Below are 14,245 nucleotides of genomic sequence, written 5' to 3' on the forward strand. Positions count from 1 at the left end.
GCCCATGCGTGCGACGCGGGGCGAGGTCAAGTCAGCTTGAGCTTGCGCAGTGCGCGGTAGGCATAGGCTTTCGCGCGGTTTTGCTGCGGCCAGCGACCGGGTGCCTTGGGATTGAGACCGGCCTTGCGCAGGAGGTGATTGAAAGCCCGCGCGTCTGCCTCCTGATAGCTCCATTCTGATCGCCAGGTGATCGACAGCGAAATCGAAGGCTCTGGCCCGTTGCGCACGAAGTGCGGTGCCATGACAGGCACATAAACGCCTTCGCCCGGCCCGAGATGATATTCGGTTCCACCCGATTCAAGCGCCTCGCGCCATTCCACCTCGCGCGGGCCGCCGGTATGGTAGCGTTCGTGCGCTTCATCGGAGACGAAGGCGGTGTCACCCGCAGGGAACTGGGTCATCGTCTTCGATCCCCTGACCTGAAGCAGGATGTTATGTTCGGGATCGAAATGTGCCGGGGTGACGCCTCCCGGCGATGTCACGAAAATGAATCCGAGACGATTGAGCATCGGGCCGGTCTTCGCTTCGACCTGAGGCACGATTTCGTCCAGCAGATCGTTCAGAAGAGCAACATATTCAGGGTCCTGCCCGATATTGCGCAGCACCGCCCAGCTGCCGCTCGACCCGATCTGGCGGATTGTCTCGCCCAGCGGAAGGTCGCCTTTGCCGGGCTTTCCCTCGACCGCAATCGGCAGGTCGGCGAGATTGTATTCGACCGAGCCTTCGGGCAGCGCCTCGGCAAGATCGGCGAGGCGATCGAGCGTGAGCAGCGGGTGCTCGTGCAAGGCGTGGTGCAGCTTGTGCGGAGTTTCCGGGTAATTCCGGGCGAAATCGGCGCGCGCCTTTCGATCGAAGATCTGCGAGCGGGCGGTATTCCAATTGTGATGCGGGGCGTTCATGCTTTGCTCCTGCGACGGGTTTCGAAAGCCATCAGCGCGCTGAAAATCGCGCGGCGCGCGCGCCCGCCGATGGCGATGTTGCGGGTCACGAGCGTGCGGCGCTCGGTCCAGAGTCGGTCGATCATCGGATGTCCTTCCGCAGCGCAGCTGTCCAACCATTCGATGTCTTTGCGATCGAGAACCGCAAGGTTATCGATCTGCAACTGCATTCCGGGCGAATAGGTCTGGAAGGTTTCGTCGAATGCGGTCTTGAAGCCAAAGCTGCCAGGCGGGCAAACAAAGCTCGACAACATGGCGATCGGTTTTCCGTCGAGGCGAAGAGTCGTGCGTTCGAGCCTGCCGGCATGCGCCGCACCCCGCAGCGCCTCGGCCGAGAACTTGCCGGTTTCGCTGTCGCTCGCAAGAGCAGAGCCTGCGTCCCCTTTCCATCCGGCGGCTTCGAGAGCCAGAAACTCGGCGATCCATTCATCGATTGCATAGGCGTCGTCACGCCGCTCGAATGCAAGGTCACCCTGTTCCGAAAGACGCCTGCGTTTGCGGCGAAGTTCTTTCGTGTGTTTCTTGCTCAGCGACTGTGCGAGGTAATCTTCAGGTGACAGGTCGGAAGCGAGCATCGCGCGCTCATTGCGGTTCACTAACGCCGCATCGCGCCTGTCCTCCGCCAGCACTTCGACCAGCGCAGTGTCCATGGGGCCTTCCGCATCGAGGTGCGGCAGATGGGCCAAGAGCGCCAGACCCGGCTGGCGATCGAGATATGCGAACAGACTTCGCCAGAAGTCTCGCTCATGGCCTTTGGCGACCAGCGGCGCCCCGTAGAAGGCATTGGCGTGCAGCCATGTCGCTATGTGCGGGATTGGATAACCGTAATAGCTGCGCGTGCGCCCAAGCGGCATAAGCCCGACCAAGGTTCCGTCAGCGTAGGTCGTAAATAGGGAAATGGAATTCGAACCAAATGCTTTGAGCGAGGGAAGGAGAAACCACTGCTCGAAAAATGGGTTCGGCTCGGTCGCGGCATCGGCCAGCTGCTGCCAAGTCGATCGGAAATGCTGCTGACGCGCCTCTTCGAAAGAAATCACCCGCACAGCATCCCGCCTGCCGGGAGTCTGACCGGCGCTCAAAATCTCCTTTGTGAGGCTTGGCGCGCTCGCCATGTCCATCGCGTTAACCCTCGTTCGGCACGCGGGACTGCGCGCCAGGAAAGCGCATGCCATGCGGGCGTTAACAAAGCTTTGGCGCCGCGCAGCGTGTCTAGGGGAGGGACGCCGTTCGCCGAAAGGTTAACGCGCGAGAGCGGGCGAAGAAAAACCCCGCCGAACCGAAGTCCGACGGGGTTATCCTGTAGCCAGACTGGCAAAGGCGCTTAGTGCGCTCCGGCCAGCGCCGCGAGCAGAAGCAGCGCGACGATATTGGTGATCTTGATCATCGGGTTCACGGCCGGGCCGGCGGTGTCCTTGTAGGGGTCACCAACGGTATCGCCCGTCACGGCAGCCTTGTGGGCTTCGGAGCCCTTGCCGCCGTGATTGCCGTCTTCGATGTACTTCTTTGCGTTGTCCCATGCTCCGCCGCCGGCGGTCATGGAGAGCGCAACGAACAGCCCGCCGACGATCACGCCGAGCAGCATCGCGCCGAGCGCGGCAAAGCCATTGTCCTGCCCCGCGATCGCGGTGATCACGAAGTAGACGACAACCGGCGAAAGCACCGGAAGCAGCGACGGTATGATCATTTCCTTGATCGCAGCCTTCGTCACGAGGTCGACGGTGCGGGCGTAGTTCGGCTTGCTGGTGCCGTCCATGATGCCCTTGTCGCTCGCAAACTGCTCGCGAACGTCCTTCACCACGTCGCCGGCAGCGCGGCCCACGGCGGTCATGCCCATCGCACCGAACAGGTACGGGAGCAGTGCGCCGAGGAACAGACCGACGATCACATACGGGTTTTCGAGGCTGAAGGAGACTTCGCCATTCGACAGGTCGCCGTCCATGAACTCGCTGAAGAACACGCGAAGGTCGGTGGTGTAGGCAGCGAACAGAACGAGCGCGCCGAGGCCCGCCGAACCGATCGCGTAACCCTTGGTCACGGCCTTGGTCGTGTTGCCGACCGCATCGAGCAGGTCGGTCTTCTCGCGAACGCTCTCGTCGAGACCGGCCATTTCGGCGATACCGCCTGCGTTGTCGGTCACGGGACCATATGCATCGAGCGCGACGACCATACCGGCGAGGGCCAGCATTGCGGTCGCTGCATATGCGATGCCCATGAGGCCCGCGAGCTGGTAGGCGATGATGATGCCTGCGGCGATCACCAGTGTCGGCAGTGCGGTCGCTTCGAGCGAAATCGCGAGGCCCTGGATCACGTTGGTGCCGTGGCCCGTTTCCGATGCCTTGGCGATCGAGCGCACCGGACGGTAGCCCGTACCGGTGTAGTACTCGGTGATCCAGATGATCAGCCCGGTAATGACGAGGCCAAGCAGAGCGCACAGGAACAGGTCCATGCCGGTAAATTCGACAAGGCCCGAGCCAGCGTTCAGCACGGTGTTCATGTCCGTGCCGCCGGTGCCGAGTGCATACTGCATCACGAGGTAGATCAGCGGGATCGACAGGACGGCGGTGACAAGGAAGCCCTTGTACATCGCGCCCATCACGTTCGTGCCGCCGCCAAGACGGACGAAGTAGGTTCCGATGATCGAGGTCACGATGCACGCACCGCCGATCAGCAGCGGCAGCGCCATCAGCGGCAGCAGCAGGTCGCCGAGACCGGTAAGCAGCAGTGCGGTCAGCACCATGGTTGCGCCGACGGTCACGACATAGGTCTCGAACAGGTCGGCGGCCATCCCCGCGCAGTCGCCGACATTGTCACCTACGTTATCGGCGATAGTGGCAGGGTTGCGGGGGTCATCTTCCGGAATACCCGCCTCGACCTTGCCGACAAGGTCGGCGCCGACGTCCGCAGCCTTGGTGAAGATGCCGCCGCCCAAACGCGCGAAGATCGAAATCAGCGATGCGCCAAAGGCGAGGCCGACGAGGCCGTCGATGACGGTGCGGTCGCTGGCGGTCAGGCCCATCGGTCCAACCAGCACATAAAAGAATACTGCGATCGCAAGCAATGCGAGACCGGCGACGAGCAAGCCCGTGATTGCACCCGCGCGGAATGCGATGGTGAGGCCCTGCTGAAGTCCACTTTCGGCGGCTGCGGCGGTGCGCACGTTCGACTGTACCGAGATGTTCATCCCGATATATCCGGCCACGCCCGACAGAACCGCGCCAACGACGAAGCCGATAGCGGGTACCACGCCGAGGAACACCCCGACGATGATCGCGACGACCACGCCGACCATGGCGATGGTGGTGTACTGGCGGTTGAGGTAAGCCTGCGCACCCTCCTGGATGGCGCCTGCGATCTCTTGCATTTTGGCGTTACCGGTGCTGGCTCTCAGCACCTGGGCGCGGGTTACGACGCCGTAGATCACGGCGAGCAGTCCCAGCCCGATAGATATGAGTATAAGGTTCACGAATTATCCCCTCTCGTGACGCGGAAAATCTTTGAGAAATGCGCCTTCTTGGATCCCGCTTTTTTAATTAGCGGCGCAAGGGCGCACAGTCATAGGGGTTGAGGGACGACTGGCAAGCCTGAAACGGCTGAATTGCGCCGGTGTCACCAGTTTTGGGAGGGAATGTGGCCGAGCTTGCGCTCAGCCGTGTTGGTAACCAATGCCGCTTTCCGGGGTCAGGATTTCGTTGTCGAGCCGGAGCACGGAAAAGCCGGAGGAAGTGACGGTCCCGATGCGGGTCGCCTCGACAGGGAGCTCTGCTTTTGGATCGGCGGTGAATAGAAGCTGGTAATCCTCACCCCAACGGATGCAATCGTCAAAGCGCGCTGGGTCGACGACCGGTATGAGTTCGCGCCGAAGCTCGAATGAGACATCCTTGCTTGCGGTCGCCATGCGCCAGCAATCGAGCAGCAGGCCGTCCGAAATGTCCATCATCGCCCCGACATGCGGCGCAAGGGCGATGCCCTCGGCGAGAAGCGGGCGAGGGCGGTTGAAGGCTTCAAGGTGTTCCTGATGCCCTTCATATCCAAGCATGGCGCGGCCAAGTGATCCGGTTACGTAGATTGCCTCGCCCGCTTCGGCGTTTGAACGCTTTGGAGTTGGCTGATGGGTCGCTCGGCCGACGGCGGTCATTCCGAAAGTCTTGGCCCCCTCGGCGGCGAAAGTATCGCCTCCGAAGAGCGAAATCTCAAACTTCTCGAGCGCTGACTTCAAGCCTGAGAGGAACGTTTTGTCGTTGGACCCAAGCGAATGGCTAAGCAGCACCCCGACCGGCTCCGCGCCCTTGGCTGCGAGATCGGAAAGATTGCTCGCGACCAGCTTCCACGCGACATCTGACATATCTGCATCCAAGCGAAAATGCGTCCCTTCGGACATGCTGTCATGGGTCAGCACCAGCGTCTCGCCGCCGATCTCGAGCTCTGCGCAATCATCCGACAGGTCATGCGCGCCGGGGTGAAGCGGCAGGTTGCGCAAGGCGGCGATGAATTCGGCTTCGTTCATGGCTTCCAATGACGGTGGGGGCGCGGCATTAATGCGGCTCCTCGCATGGAGAATGCTGCATGTCACCTTTGTTTCGCCTCGTCCTTACGGTGTTTGCGCTGGTTGCAATTCCGCTCACCGACATCTCGGCGCTGGAACCAGACAAGCCCGAGGTTCCTGAGGTTTCCGCAGGCAAGATCGTCTGGTGGAACGACTTCGCGCCTGCAAAGGCGGTGGGCGTGCGCGATATCTGGGTGTGGTTGCCGCCGAGCTACAGGTATGAACCGCAGCGCCGCTATCCGGTACTCTACATGCATGACGGGCAAAATGTCTTCGACCGGCACCTCACGAATTACGACAAGGAATGGGGGCTGGACGAGGCGATCACGCGCATGGCTGCACGCGGCGATCTTCGCGAATGGATCGTGGTCGGCATTCGAAGTCCGGACCATCGCTATCAGGCGCTTTTTCCGCAAAAACTCTATGGCCTTCTGCCTAAAGGCCAGCGCGAGCGAGTGGACGGCATTTCGCTCGGCGGGATCGCGAGAGGAAAACCGCTGATCGGCGATGCCTACGCCGCGATGGTGGCGAACGATCTCAAAGCGAAGGTGGACGCTGAATTCCGCACTCTGGCGGGGCCGGGCGATACCGCCGTCATGGGATCGTCAATGGGCGGATTGATGAGCCTGTACCTCATCGCCGAATACCCCGAGGTTTTCGGGCAAGCCGCAGGGCTTTCAACCCACCTGCCGCTATCCGATCCCGAGGGCGGAGACGCCGATCAGCGCGCGAGTGAGGTCGCTCGGGCCTTTCGTCGTTACTTTAACGATTCAAATCTCGATCCGGCACGCAACCGCATCTATGTGGACCACGGCACCGCCACGCTCGATGCGACATATCCGCCCTATTTCAAGGCGTTCGATGCGATGATGGCAGACCTTGGGTGGACGACGCTATCCTACGAGAGCCGCGTATTTTTCGGCGCCGAGCATGAGGAAAACGCGTGGGCTCAGCGGATCGATATCCCGCTCTCGTTCATCGACGCGGCTGACCCCTAGGAGCGGATTTCCTTTGCTACGGCGTCAAGGATCCCATTGACGAATTTCGCTTCGCGATCGTCGAAAAAGGCCTTTGCTACATCGACATACTCGCTGATCGCGCTCGCGGTTGGAACGTCGGCGCGAGCAAGAAGTTCGTACGTACCGGCACGAAGGATTTGCAGCATGGTCTTGTCGAGCCGCGCCAGCGTCCAGCCCTGTGCGAGCTTCGCGACAAGCAATTCGTCGATCTCGTCACGGCGCGCATCAACCCCGCGCACCAAGTCATCGAAGAAGTCGACCTCGGCATCGGCGAAAACCTCGCCCTCGTGATCTTCGTCATCGACTTCGCGGCCAAGCCGGTGCTGGTGGAATTCGTCGAGCAGGCGATTGAGCGCCGTTCCTTCCATCTGCTGCTGGTATAGCGCTTGGACGGCGGCGAGGCGCGCGGTGGAGCGGGCTTGAGATCGGGCTGCGGTGTTCATTTGGTCCTGAGTTCTACCGATTTGGCATGTGCGGGGAGACCCTCTGCATGTGCGAGCGTCGCAGCAGCAGGGCCAATTTTGTCGAAGGCCGCCTTATCGAGGCCAAGGAAGCTGGTACGCTTCATGAAATCGAGCACAGAAAGGCCGCTCGAAAACCGCGCGCGGCGCCCCGTGGGGAGCACGTGATTCGGTCCTGCGACGTAATCGCCGACGGCCTCCGGAGTCATCCGCCCGAGAAATACGCTGCCTGCATGCCGGATGGCGCGCAGATACGGTTCGGGATCGTCGACAGCGATTTCGACGTGCTCGGCAGCAAGCCGGTCTGCCAGTGCAGGCGCTTCGCGTTCAAGGTCGCTTACGATGATGAACACGCCGTGCGCGTCCCAGCTTTGTTTTGCGACCTTTCCGGTGGCGAGCTGGCTCAACTGCACATCGACGCAGTCCTCCACCATCGCAGCGAAGGACGCGTCGTCGGTGATGAGGATCGATTGCGAGGTCGGGTCGTGCTCGGCCTGGCTCAGCAAGTCGGCGGCGATCCAGTCGGGATCGTTCTTCCCGTCGGCGATAACGAGTATCTCGGATGGGCCAGCGACCATGTCGATCCCGACCACGCCGTAAAGCTGGCGCTTGGCCTCCGCGACATATGCATTGCCGGGGCCTGTGATGACGTCGACCGGCCTGATGCGGTCCGTGCCATAGGCCAGAGCGCCCAGGGCATGCGCGCCGCCGATGCGCCAGATTTCGTCGACACCCGCAATATGCGCCGCCGCAAGGACAAGCGGGTTGGAGTTGCCGCGCGGGGTGGGGGTGACAACGACCGTGCGTTCAACTCCTGCGACCTTGGCCGGAATAGCGTTCATCAGTAGCGAGGAAGGATAGGCCGCCCGTCCGCCGGGGACATAGAGACCCGCAGCATCGACAGGTCGCCATATCGCGCCGAGGCGCACGCCATCTTCGTCTGTGTAGTCGCGGTCCTGCGGCAATTGGGCTTCGTGATAAGCGCGAATGCGTGCAGCAGCGAGCTCGAGCGCATCGCGCAAATCGGTCGCGAGCGTGTCATACGCTTCCTTGCAGCGTTCGGGCGTAATGGTCCAATCGGCTTCGTCGGCCAATGCATAACCATCAAAGCGCTGGCTGAACTCGATGAGCGCGTCATCGCCGCGATTGCGAACCGAGGCGAGGATGGACTGCACCTGGCCCGCCACGTCATGATCGGCCTCACGCCGGGCATTGACGACCCTGCTGAAATTCTTTTCAAAATCGGGATTGAGCGTCGTGAGTGTCTGCATCAGACCGCTTCCTGCGCGGTACGCGCTTCAGCATCTGCCCTGAAAGCCGAAACCAGCTCGGCAACGCGCGGATCCTTCTTCAGCGCTGCCCGGTTGACGATCAGTCGCGCCGAGATGTCGATGATTTTCGCGGTTTCGACGAGCCCGTTCTGCTTGAGCGTCCGGCCGGTCGAAACGAGATCGACGATCTGGCGCGCAAGGCCGAGCGAAGGTGCCAGTTCCATCGCGCCGTTGAGCTTGACGCACTCGGCCTGGATGCCCTGCCGTTCGAAATATCTCGCTGTCAGGCTCGGATACTTCGTCGCAACCCGAAGGTGGCTGACGCCCGAGTGATCCTGCGCGTCATCGGCAAGCCGCGCGACCGACAACCGGCAGTGGCCAATATCGAGGTCCACTGGCGCATAGAGATCGGAGTAGTCGAATTCCTCGATCACATCCGAGCCGACGATCCCGATCTGCGCTGCTCCGTGCGCGACGAAGGTGGCGACATCGAAAGCGCGCACGCGGATCAGCCGCATATCGTCGCGTGTCGTGTCGAACGAAAGCGCGCGGTTGGCCTTGTCGTGAAAGCCATCCTCGGGCACGACGCCTGCGCGCGCCATCACCGGCAGCGCTTCATCGAGGATGCGGCCCTTGGGAACAGCGAAAGTCAGCTGTCCGAATGTCTTCGTGGCTTGATTGGTGGTCATGGCGCCCGCGCACTTAGGGATTGAACCGGCAAAGGGCAATCAAAAGGGGGATGTGTTGAGCAGCGAAGACATCATGGCGATCGAGGAGTTCACCAAAGCGCTCGACTGGCAGGCAACCCATGCCGAGGAGAACAACGCGCCCTGCACCGCGAGGGTTATCCGTGCTCTCGCCAAAGTCCGCGAAAGCGACACTGCGACCGGCAGGCGGATCGCGGGCTGGGAAGGACTGACACTGAAGGACGCGATGCCGCTGCGCATGGCCGGCGGGCTGCACCACCTGTTGCTGTCGGGACAGGACGAAAGGCTTGCGCGGGTCTATTCCGGCCAGATCACCGACCAGAGCCAGATCGATGCTCTCGTGTGCGAGCTGGTGGAGACCTACGATCACTTGCTCCTGCCTTGGCTCGATGGTCCACCGCAAACGAACGAGGCTGGCCGGGCTGCAAGCATTATGGGGGGGATCCTTTGGCTCGCGCAGCGCATCGCTCCGAGATTCGAGCTCTTTGAACTGGGAGCCAGCGCGGGCGTGTTGACGATGCTTGAGAGGTATCGCTTCCAACTCGGTGCAACCGAAGTCGGCCCGGTAAACTCGCCAATGCAGATCGCACCGGAATGGAGGGGCGCAGGCTCTCCGCCCGCGCCTCCCCGCGACTTCGAGATCGTATCGGTGCGTGGGTGCGATGTCGCACCAATCGACTTGTCCGATCCGGCAAGCGCGCTCAGGCTGAAGAGCTATGTCTGGCCCGATGCGCCCGGTCGCATGGCGCGGATCGACGCGGCAATCGAACTGGCGAATGCGAACGCGCCCGATCTCGTCAGACAGGACGCGGGCGATTTCGTTGCGGAATTCCTCTCCGACCCACAATCCGAAGGCAGGACGCGGGCGATGTTCCATTCGATCATGTGGCAATACATGCCTGCCGATACGCAGGACGCGATCACGGATGCGATGGAAAAGGCAGGGGCCAAGGCATCGCCCGAGCGTCCGCTCGCGTGGATTTCGCTCGAAACCGATCCCGCAACCTTCCGCCATGAACTGAAAGTCAGGTATTGGGATGGCGCAACCGGCTCCGGCGAGGAAGTTCTCCTGAGCCATGCCCATCCACATGGCGCATGGGTCGAATGGAGCGGTGGCTAAGAGCTCAGAAATCTCTCCATCGCGGCATTTACCTTGTCAGGTGCCTCCCAAGGGACGAAATGGCCGCAATCGGGGATGCGCTCGATCGTCAACGGGTCAACGATGTCCTCCAGACCTTCGAGATTCTCCGGCGGCAGTGCAATATCGTCGAGCGCCCAGATCACCAATGTCGGTATGGTAAGCTTCGGCAGTCGCGGGGGTGAATAGTCCGCTGGCACCTCGAATGCTTGATCCATTGTCGGAACGTCCATCTGGCTCGCCCGGTAGTAGTTCAGCATCCCGAAGGCAGCATCGCGGTTCTGCCAGTCCCTCAGGAGGGCATCGCGTTCCTCAGGCTCCATCGCGTCGGGGCGATCCCACTTGACCTCCTTGAGGAGCAACCCGGTCAGCCCGTGCTCCCTGACGAGCGCATCGTTGGCCGGATCGCGGAAGCCGCGAATGTACTGGCTTGCCTCGCGTTGCTGCGGGTTGGTGTAGAGCAGCTTCTGGAAAATCGCCGGGTGCGGGGCATTGGCAATCACCGCCCGCTCGACTCGCACATGCTGGCCGCCAAGCGCCACCCCCCAGGCAATCGCTCCGCCCCAGTCGTGACCGACGATCGTGAACTTGCCAATGCCCAAGGCATCGGCGAGCAGGAAGACGTCTCCAATCAGCTTGTCGGGCGTGTAGGCATCGACGTCCTGCGGCTTCGACGAGCCGCGATAACCACGCTGATCGGGCGCGATGCAGCGGTAACGGTCCGAGAAATGGGCGATCTGGTGGCGCCATGTCCGGTGGCTTTCGGGAAAGCCATGGAGGAATATAAGCACCGGTGCATCGGTCGGGCCTTCGTCAACCACGTCGAGATGAATGCCGTTGGCTAGCTCTATTCGCTTCTGCTCCATCGCGTTCAGCCCTCTTCCTCCATCCGCTCCATATAGCCCGCCGCGACCATTGCCGCGACCTGATCGAACAACGCATCGGGAGTGCGGCGCATCTCGCCCATGCCCGCTTCCATGCCTTGCGCAACGATGATCTCGCGCTCGCCATTGGCGATACCATCAAGCATGGACTTGGCGGCATCGGCTGCCGGGATGCCCTCGTCGATGACCTTGTCCGAGCGACCGCGTTTCGATCCGTCCCCGACCATTGCGTTTCGCGCGACATCGGTAGCGACAGAACCGGGATAGATTACGTGGACACTCACGCCTGTTTGAGAAAGTTCGGCACGCAGCGCATCTCCATAACCGGCAAGGCCGAATTTGACCGCCGAGTAAGCAGTGCGCATGGGTACGCCGACCTTGCCAGCGATCGAAGAGACAAATGCGAGACCGCCCGATCCACGCTCGACCATGTGGCCGATGAGGCCTTGCGAAAATGCAATCTGAGCGGTGAGATCGATATCGATAATGTCGCGATAGACCTGCATGTCGGTTTTGAGCGCCCGGCTGCGCTGCGACACGCCTGCATTCGCAAAGGCGAGGTCGACCCCGCCTTTCCACGCAATCGCCTTTTGCGTGGCGTCTGCCAGCGCCGCCTCGTCGCGCACGTCGAACGGCAGGATCAGCGTCTCGCCGCAGTCAGCCGCAACCTCCGCCAACCGTGCCTCATCGCGGCCTGACAGCACGACATGCGCTCCGCGCGAAGCGACATCGCGCGCCAGTGCCGCGCCGATGCCCGATGAAGCACCTGTAATCCAGACCACTTTGCCGGTGTAATCCATTCACACTCTCCCCGAACCAATCGTCCAAGGATTGCTGACGATCTTGGGCTTGTCGGGCAAGGAAATAAATGGGCGCGCCGTTTTCTAGATTATCGGAGCGCGCCGGATGATCTCGGTCAGATTCCGGGGGAAAATTGTTTCGTGCCAATCGGATAGTTCGTCGAGCGTGAACCAGCGGTGCCGTGTCATCACCCGCTTTTCGAGTGCGGTGTGGCGGCTGGTGTCGATGTGTGCATGTGGGACGCGGACGATGAAATAGCGTTCGTCTGCCTGCACCGGCTCGCCCTCCGGAGTGACGAATTCGGGCGTTGTCCGAGCGATCTGCCTGCCTGGCTCGGCGGTAATGCCCGTTTCTTCGAGAAGTTCGCGCCGCGCGGCATCCTCGTAGCTTTCGCCCGGATCGCACTCGCCCCCGGCAGTCACCCAAAATGGTTCGCGGCCCGGTATATCAAAGCGAAACATCAGTGCGCGCGGCTCTGGATCGAGCACAATGATGCGTGAAGACCTGCGCAGGCGCAGTGTGGGGTTGAGCGAGCGGGTCAAGCCGGGGCGTTTGCCTTGATGGCGACTGCATGCACCCGCTTGCCTACGATATCGCCGAGCGCCGAAACCACCGCGCGCTGCCGGGCGAGACGGGTCATGTCGGCGAATTCCTCCGCCTCGATGATGACAGTGAAGTGGGACTCTCCCGAGCCGTCATCGCCAGCATGGCCCGCGTGGTGTGCGCTGTCATTGATGATCTCGAGCCGCGTCGGCGCGAACCTCTTGGTCAGAAGCGACTCCATTTCCTCGGCTATTGCAGTTGCCATTCAGATTGTTTCCCTAATTGCAATGTTGGCAATCGCCGCTTCCATCACCATTCTCAACCCTTATGCGCTCAACCAAGTTCCATGGCAGGCATGAAACCGAAGAGCGGGTGTGCGAGCACCCGACCTGCACCAATGCGGGTGAATTTCGGGCGCCCGGATACCGGCCCAACGGCTTCGATGGGCCAGGCGAATGGCGCTGGTTCTGCCTCGATCACGTGCGCGAATTTAATGCGGGATACGACTGGTTTGAAGGGATGAGTGCAGAGGAAATCCTGCGCGCGCAATCCCCGGCGGCCGGTTGGCGTACGGAAAGCCCGAGCTTTTCTCCCAAGGCAGCTGTCGATGGCATGCCGCGCTGGGCCGACTTCGACGATCCGCTTGATGCGATATCCGCGCGCGCCGGCGGCATCCGCAGCCGCGCCGAGCGTGAGGCGAGAATGGCGATGAGCGGCAGGTTTTCGAAAGAGGAGGTCGAAGCTCTGGAGGCAATGGGGCTCGGCAGTGACACCGACAAGCGCCGCCTGCGCAGGCGCTATTCTGAGCTTGTGCGCCGCTACCATCCCGACCGCAATGGCGGAGACCGTCAGCACGAAGCGCGCTTGGGCCGCGTGGTCGAGGCCTACCAACTGCTCCGGAAAAGCCGCGCGATTGGCTAGCCCGCCGCTTCCTCGATCAATCTCTGGTCGATCGCATTGGCCTCGGCATATGCGGGGCGCTGTGTCACCCGCTCGACATAGGACTTGAAAGCGGGCGTTTCGGGAATGGAGCCGAAACGCATTCCCCACACGAACTGACTCCCAACGTAGGTATCCGCCATGGTGAAGCGGTTTCCCGCGGCAAAGTCGTTATCCGACAGCCAGCCTTCCATTGCCGAAAGCGCGCGCTCGAGCGTGCCAAACCCGGCGGTCGCGGTGCGCTCTTCCGGTACTTTCCAGTCGAGCGCCTTCGCAAGCAATGCCTGCTCGATCGGACCGGCGGCGAAAAACAGCCAGCGGAAATAGGCGGCCTTTTCGTGCGGGTCGGGGAGCAGGCCTTTGTCGGGATGCGTCTCGGCGAGATAGTGGTTTATCGCCGCCGCCTCGGTCACGACGTGGTCGTGATCGCCATGGTGATGAACCAGAGCGGGGACTTTGTTCATCGGGTTGATCTTGATGTAGTCGTCCGGCCGCGTTGCCCAATCGAACACGACCTGATCGTAATCCGCGGCCGCTTCGTGCAAAGCCCAACGCGAAATCTGACCGCGGCTCATCGCCACGGTGTAGAACGTGAATTCAGCCATGGTCCTTGCGTCCCCTAGTCAGGATTGGCTCGAACCCGCCATAGATGAGGCGCGAACCGTCGAACGGCATGTCGCCCGCTTCATGATTTTCGAAGCCTTCGCCCCTCATCATGGCTTCGTTCGCTTTGTCGAAGGTTGCCTTGTCCGGCCAAATCACCCAGCCGGTGACGATCTTCTCTCCTTCGGGCGCTTTCACGGCCTTGCGGAAATCGGTCGTCTTGCCGTTAGGGACGTCAAGCTCCCACGCTTCCATCACTTCGATCGCGCCGTGATCCATCGACCAGTCGGCCATGAATGCGGCTGCTTTTTCGTAAGCCTCTCGATTTTCTTCCGGCACCGACAGCGCTGCAACTGCGACATACATGTCCACTCTCCCTCAATGCTTCGAGCCACGGA

General features: G+C 61.6%; 16 protein-coding genes. 3 read left to right on the plus strand and 13 right to left on the minus strand.

Annotated features, from left to right (window positions below; genetic code table 11):
* Nucleotides 1-26: 26 nt before the first annotated feature.
* The 4 genes from FIU90_RS06645 to thiL all read right to left on the minus strand — a co-directional run bounded on the left by FIU90_RS06645 (nucleotide 27) and on the right by thiL (nucleotide 5,442).
* Nucleotides 27-899, minus strand: coding sequence for a cupin-like domain-containing protein (locus FIU90_RS06645; RefSeq protein WP_152434069.1), 873 nt, complete (start codon nucleotides 897-899; stop codon nucleotides 27-29).
* On the minus strand, nucleotides 896-2,050 hold the full coding sequence (locus tag FIU90_RS06650; protein ID WP_152434070.1) for a GNAT family N-acetyltransferase: 1,155 nt from the start codon (nucleotides 2,048-2,050) through the stop codon (nucleotides 896-898). The genes FIU90_RS06645 and FIU90_RS06650 overlap by 4 nt, the downstream gene beginning before the upstream one ends.
* 209 nt (nucleotides 2,051-2,259) lie before the next feature.
* The gene (locus tag FIU90_RS06655) at nucleotides 2,260-4,401 is read right to left on the minus strand and encodes a sodium-translocating pyrophosphatase (RefSeq protein ID WP_152434071.1); all 2,142 of its coding nucleotides are present in this window, start codon (nucleotides 4,399-4,401) and stop codon (nucleotides 2,260-2,262) included.
* Nucleotides 4,402-4,581: 180 nt separating this feature from the next.
* The gene (gene thiL, locus FIU90_RS06660; protein WP_152434072.1) at nucleotides 4,582-5,442 is read right to left on the minus strand and encodes a thiamine-phosphate kinase; all 861 of its coding nucleotides are present in this window, start codon (nucleotides 5,440-5,442) and stop codon (nucleotides 4,582-4,584) included.
* 59 nt (nucleotides 5,443-5,501) lie between these two features.
* Here thiL and FIU90_RS06665 point away from each other — a divergent pair, with 59 nt between their 5' ends.
* Nucleotides 5,502-6,479 carry an alpha/beta hydrolase gene (locus FIU90_RS06665; protein ID WP_152434073.1) on the plus strand — a complete coding sequence of 326 codons (978 nt, stop codon included), beginning with the start codon at nucleotides 5,502-5,504 and terminating at the stop codon, nucleotides 6,477-6,479.
* Here the strand turns inward: FIU90_RS06665 and nusB are convergent.
* Genes nusB through hisG form a run of 3 tightly spaced genes read right to left on the minus strand, consistent with a single transcriptional unit; the run spans nucleotide 6,476 to nucleotide 8,921 of the window.
* The gene (gene nusB, locus FIU90_RS06670) at nucleotides 6,476-6,943 is read right to left on the minus strand and encodes a transcription antitermination factor NusB (protein ID WP_152434074.1); all 468 of its coding nucleotides are present in this window, start codon (nucleotides 6,941-6,943) and stop codon (nucleotides 6,476-6,478) included. The genes FIU90_RS06665 and nusB overlap by 4 nt on opposite strands.
* The gene (gene hisD / locus FIU90_RS06675) at nucleotides 6,940-8,232 is read right to left on the minus strand and encodes a histidinol dehydrogenase (RefSeq protein ID WP_152434075.1); all 1,293 of its coding nucleotides are present in this window, start codon (nucleotides 8,230-8,232) and stop codon (nucleotides 6,940-6,942) included. Before hisD ends, nusB begins: the two co-directional genes overlap by 4 nt.
* The gene (hisG, locus tag FIU90_RS06680; protein ID WP_152434076.1) at nucleotides 8,232-8,921 is read right to left on the minus strand and encodes an ATP phosphoribosyltransferase; all 690 of its coding nucleotides are present in this window, start codon (nucleotides 8,919-8,921) and stop codon (nucleotides 8,232-8,234) included. Before hisG ends, hisD begins: the two co-directional genes overlap by 1 nt.
* A gap of 52 nt (nucleotides 8,922-8,973) precedes the next feature.
* Between hisG and FIU90_RS06685 the strand changes: the two genes are divergently transcribed.
* The gene (locus FIU90_RS06685) at nucleotides 8,974-10,059 is read left to right on the plus strand and encodes a DUF2332 domain-containing protein (RefSeq protein WP_370515175.1); all 1,086 of its coding nucleotides are present in this window, start codon (nucleotides 8,974-8,976) and stop codon (nucleotides 10,057-10,059) included.
* Here FIU90_RS06685 and FIU90_RS06690 read toward each other — a convergent pair.
* The 4 genes from FIU90_RS06690 to FIU90_RS06705 form a co-directional block, all read right to left on the minus strand.
* Entirely contained in the window at nucleotides 10,056-10,943 is an 888-nt protein-coding gene (locus FIU90_RS06690) for an alpha/beta fold hydrolase (RefSeq protein ID WP_152434077.1), read from the minus strand. The two genes, FIU90_RS06685 and FIU90_RS06690, sit on opposite strands and share 4 nt — an antisense overlap.
* A gap of 5 nt (nucleotides 10,944-10,948) precedes the next feature.
* Nucleotides 10,949-11,761 carry an SDR family NAD(P)-dependent oxidoreductase gene (locus tag FIU90_RS06695; protein WP_152434078.1) on the minus strand — a complete coding sequence of 271 codons (813 nt, stop codon included), beginning with the start codon at nucleotides 11,759-11,761 and terminating at the stop codon, nucleotides 10,949-10,951.
* Nucleotides 11,762-11,845: 84 nt separating this feature from the next.
* Nucleotides 11,846-12,304, minus strand: coding sequence for an NUDIX hydrolase (locus FIU90_RS06700; protein WP_152434079.1), 459 nt, complete (start codon nucleotides 12,302-12,304; stop codon nucleotides 11,846-11,848).
* The gene (locus tag FIU90_RS06705; RefSeq protein ID WP_152434080.1) at nucleotides 12,301-12,570 is read right to left on the minus strand and encodes a BolA family transcriptional regulator; all 270 of its coding nucleotides are present in this window, start codon (nucleotides 12,568-12,570) and stop codon (nucleotides 12,301-12,303) included. Before FIU90_RS06705 ends, FIU90_RS06700 begins: the two co-directional genes overlap by 4 nt.
* Nucleotides 12,571-12,632: 62 nt before the next feature.
* Between FIU90_RS06705 and FIU90_RS06710 the strand changes: the two genes are divergently transcribed.
* Nucleotides 12,633-13,226, plus strand: coding sequence for a J domain-containing protein (locus FIU90_RS06710; protein ID WP_152434081.1), 594 nt, complete (start codon nucleotides 12,633-12,635; stop codon nucleotides 13,224-13,226).
* Here FIU90_RS06710 and FIU90_RS06715 read toward each other — a convergent pair.
* Both FIU90_RS06715 and FIU90_RS06720 read right to left on the minus strand, forming a co-directional pair.
* A complete protein-coding gene (locus tag FIU90_RS06715; RefSeq protein ID WP_152434082.1) occupies nucleotides 13,223-13,849 on the minus strand; it encodes a glutathione S-transferase family protein in 627 nt (208 codons plus the stop codon). The two genes, FIU90_RS06710 and FIU90_RS06715, sit on opposite strands and share 4 nt — an antisense overlap.
* Complete coding sequence (locus tag FIU90_RS06720) at nucleotides 13,842-14,213, minus strand: DUF1428 domain-containing protein (RefSeq protein WP_152434083.1); 372 nt, start codon at nucleotides 14,211-14,213, stop codon at nucleotides 13,842-13,844. The genes FIU90_RS06715 and FIU90_RS06720 overlap by 8 nt, the downstream gene beginning before the upstream one ends.
* Nucleotides 14,214-14,245 lie beyond the last annotated feature (32 nt).

The sequence above is a fragment of the Erythrobacter sp. THAF29 genome (assembly GCF_009363635.1).
GTDB lineage: Bacteria > Pseudomonadota > Alphaproteobacteria > Sphingomonadales > Sphingomonadaceae > Erythrobacter.

What these genes read in the sequence shown, in the direction of transcription:
- FIU90_RS06645 (WP_152434069.1), bottom strand. Translation starts at nt 899, where the DNA reads ATGAACGCCCCGCATCACAATTGGAATACCGCCCGCTCGCAGATCTTC.
- FIU90_RS06650 (WP_152434070.1), bottom strand. Translation starts at nt 2,050, where the DNA reads ATGGCGAGCGCGCCAAGCCTCACAAAGGAGATTTTGAGCGCCGGTCAG.
- thiL (WP_152434072.1), bottom strand. Translation starts at nt 5,442, where the DNA reads ATGAACGAAGCCGAATTCATCGCCGCCTTGCGCAACCTGCCGCTTCAC.
- FIU90_RS06665 (WP_152434073.1), top strand. Translation starts at nt 5,502, where the DNA reads ATGTCACCTTTGTTTCGCCTCGTCCTTACGGTGTTTGCGCTGGTTGCA.
- nusB (WP_152434074.1), bottom strand. Translation starts at nt 6,943, where the DNA reads ATGAACACCGCAGCCCGATCTCAAGCCCGCTCCACCGCGCGCCTCGCC.
- hisD (WP_152434075.1), bottom strand. Translation starts at nt 8,232, where the DNA reads ATGCAGACACTCACGACGCTCAATCCCGATTTTGAAAAGAATTTCAGC.
- hisG (WP_152434076.1), bottom strand. Translation starts at nt 8,921, where the DNA reads ATGACCACCAATCAAGCCACGAAGACATTCGGACAGCTGACTTTCGCT.
- FIU90_RS06690 (WP_152434077.1), bottom strand. Translation starts at nt 10,943, where the DNA reads ATGGAGCAGAAGCGAATAGAGCTAGCCAACGGCATTCATCTCGACGTG.
- FIU90_RS06695 (WP_152434078.1), bottom strand. Translation starts at nt 11,761, where the DNA reads ATGGATTACACCGGCAAAGTGGTCTGGATTACAGGTGCTTCATCGGGC.
- FIU90_RS06705 (WP_152434080.1), bottom strand. Translation starts at nt 12,570, where the DNA reads ATGGCAACTGCAATAGCCGAGGAAATGGAGTCGCTTCTGACCAAGAGG.
- FIU90_RS06710 (WP_152434081.1), top strand. Translation starts at nt 12,633, where the DNA reads ATGCGCTCAACCAAGTTCCATGGCAGGCATGAAACCGAAGAGCGGGTG.
- FIU90_RS06715 (WP_152434082.1), bottom strand. Translation starts at nt 13,849, where the DNA reads ATGGCTGAATTCACGTTCTACACCGTGGCGATGAGCCGCGGTCAGATT.
- FIU90_RS06720 (WP_152434083.1), bottom strand. Translation starts at nt 14,213, where the DNA reads ATGTATGTCGCAGTTGCAGCGCTGTCGGTGCCGGAAGAAAATCGAGAG.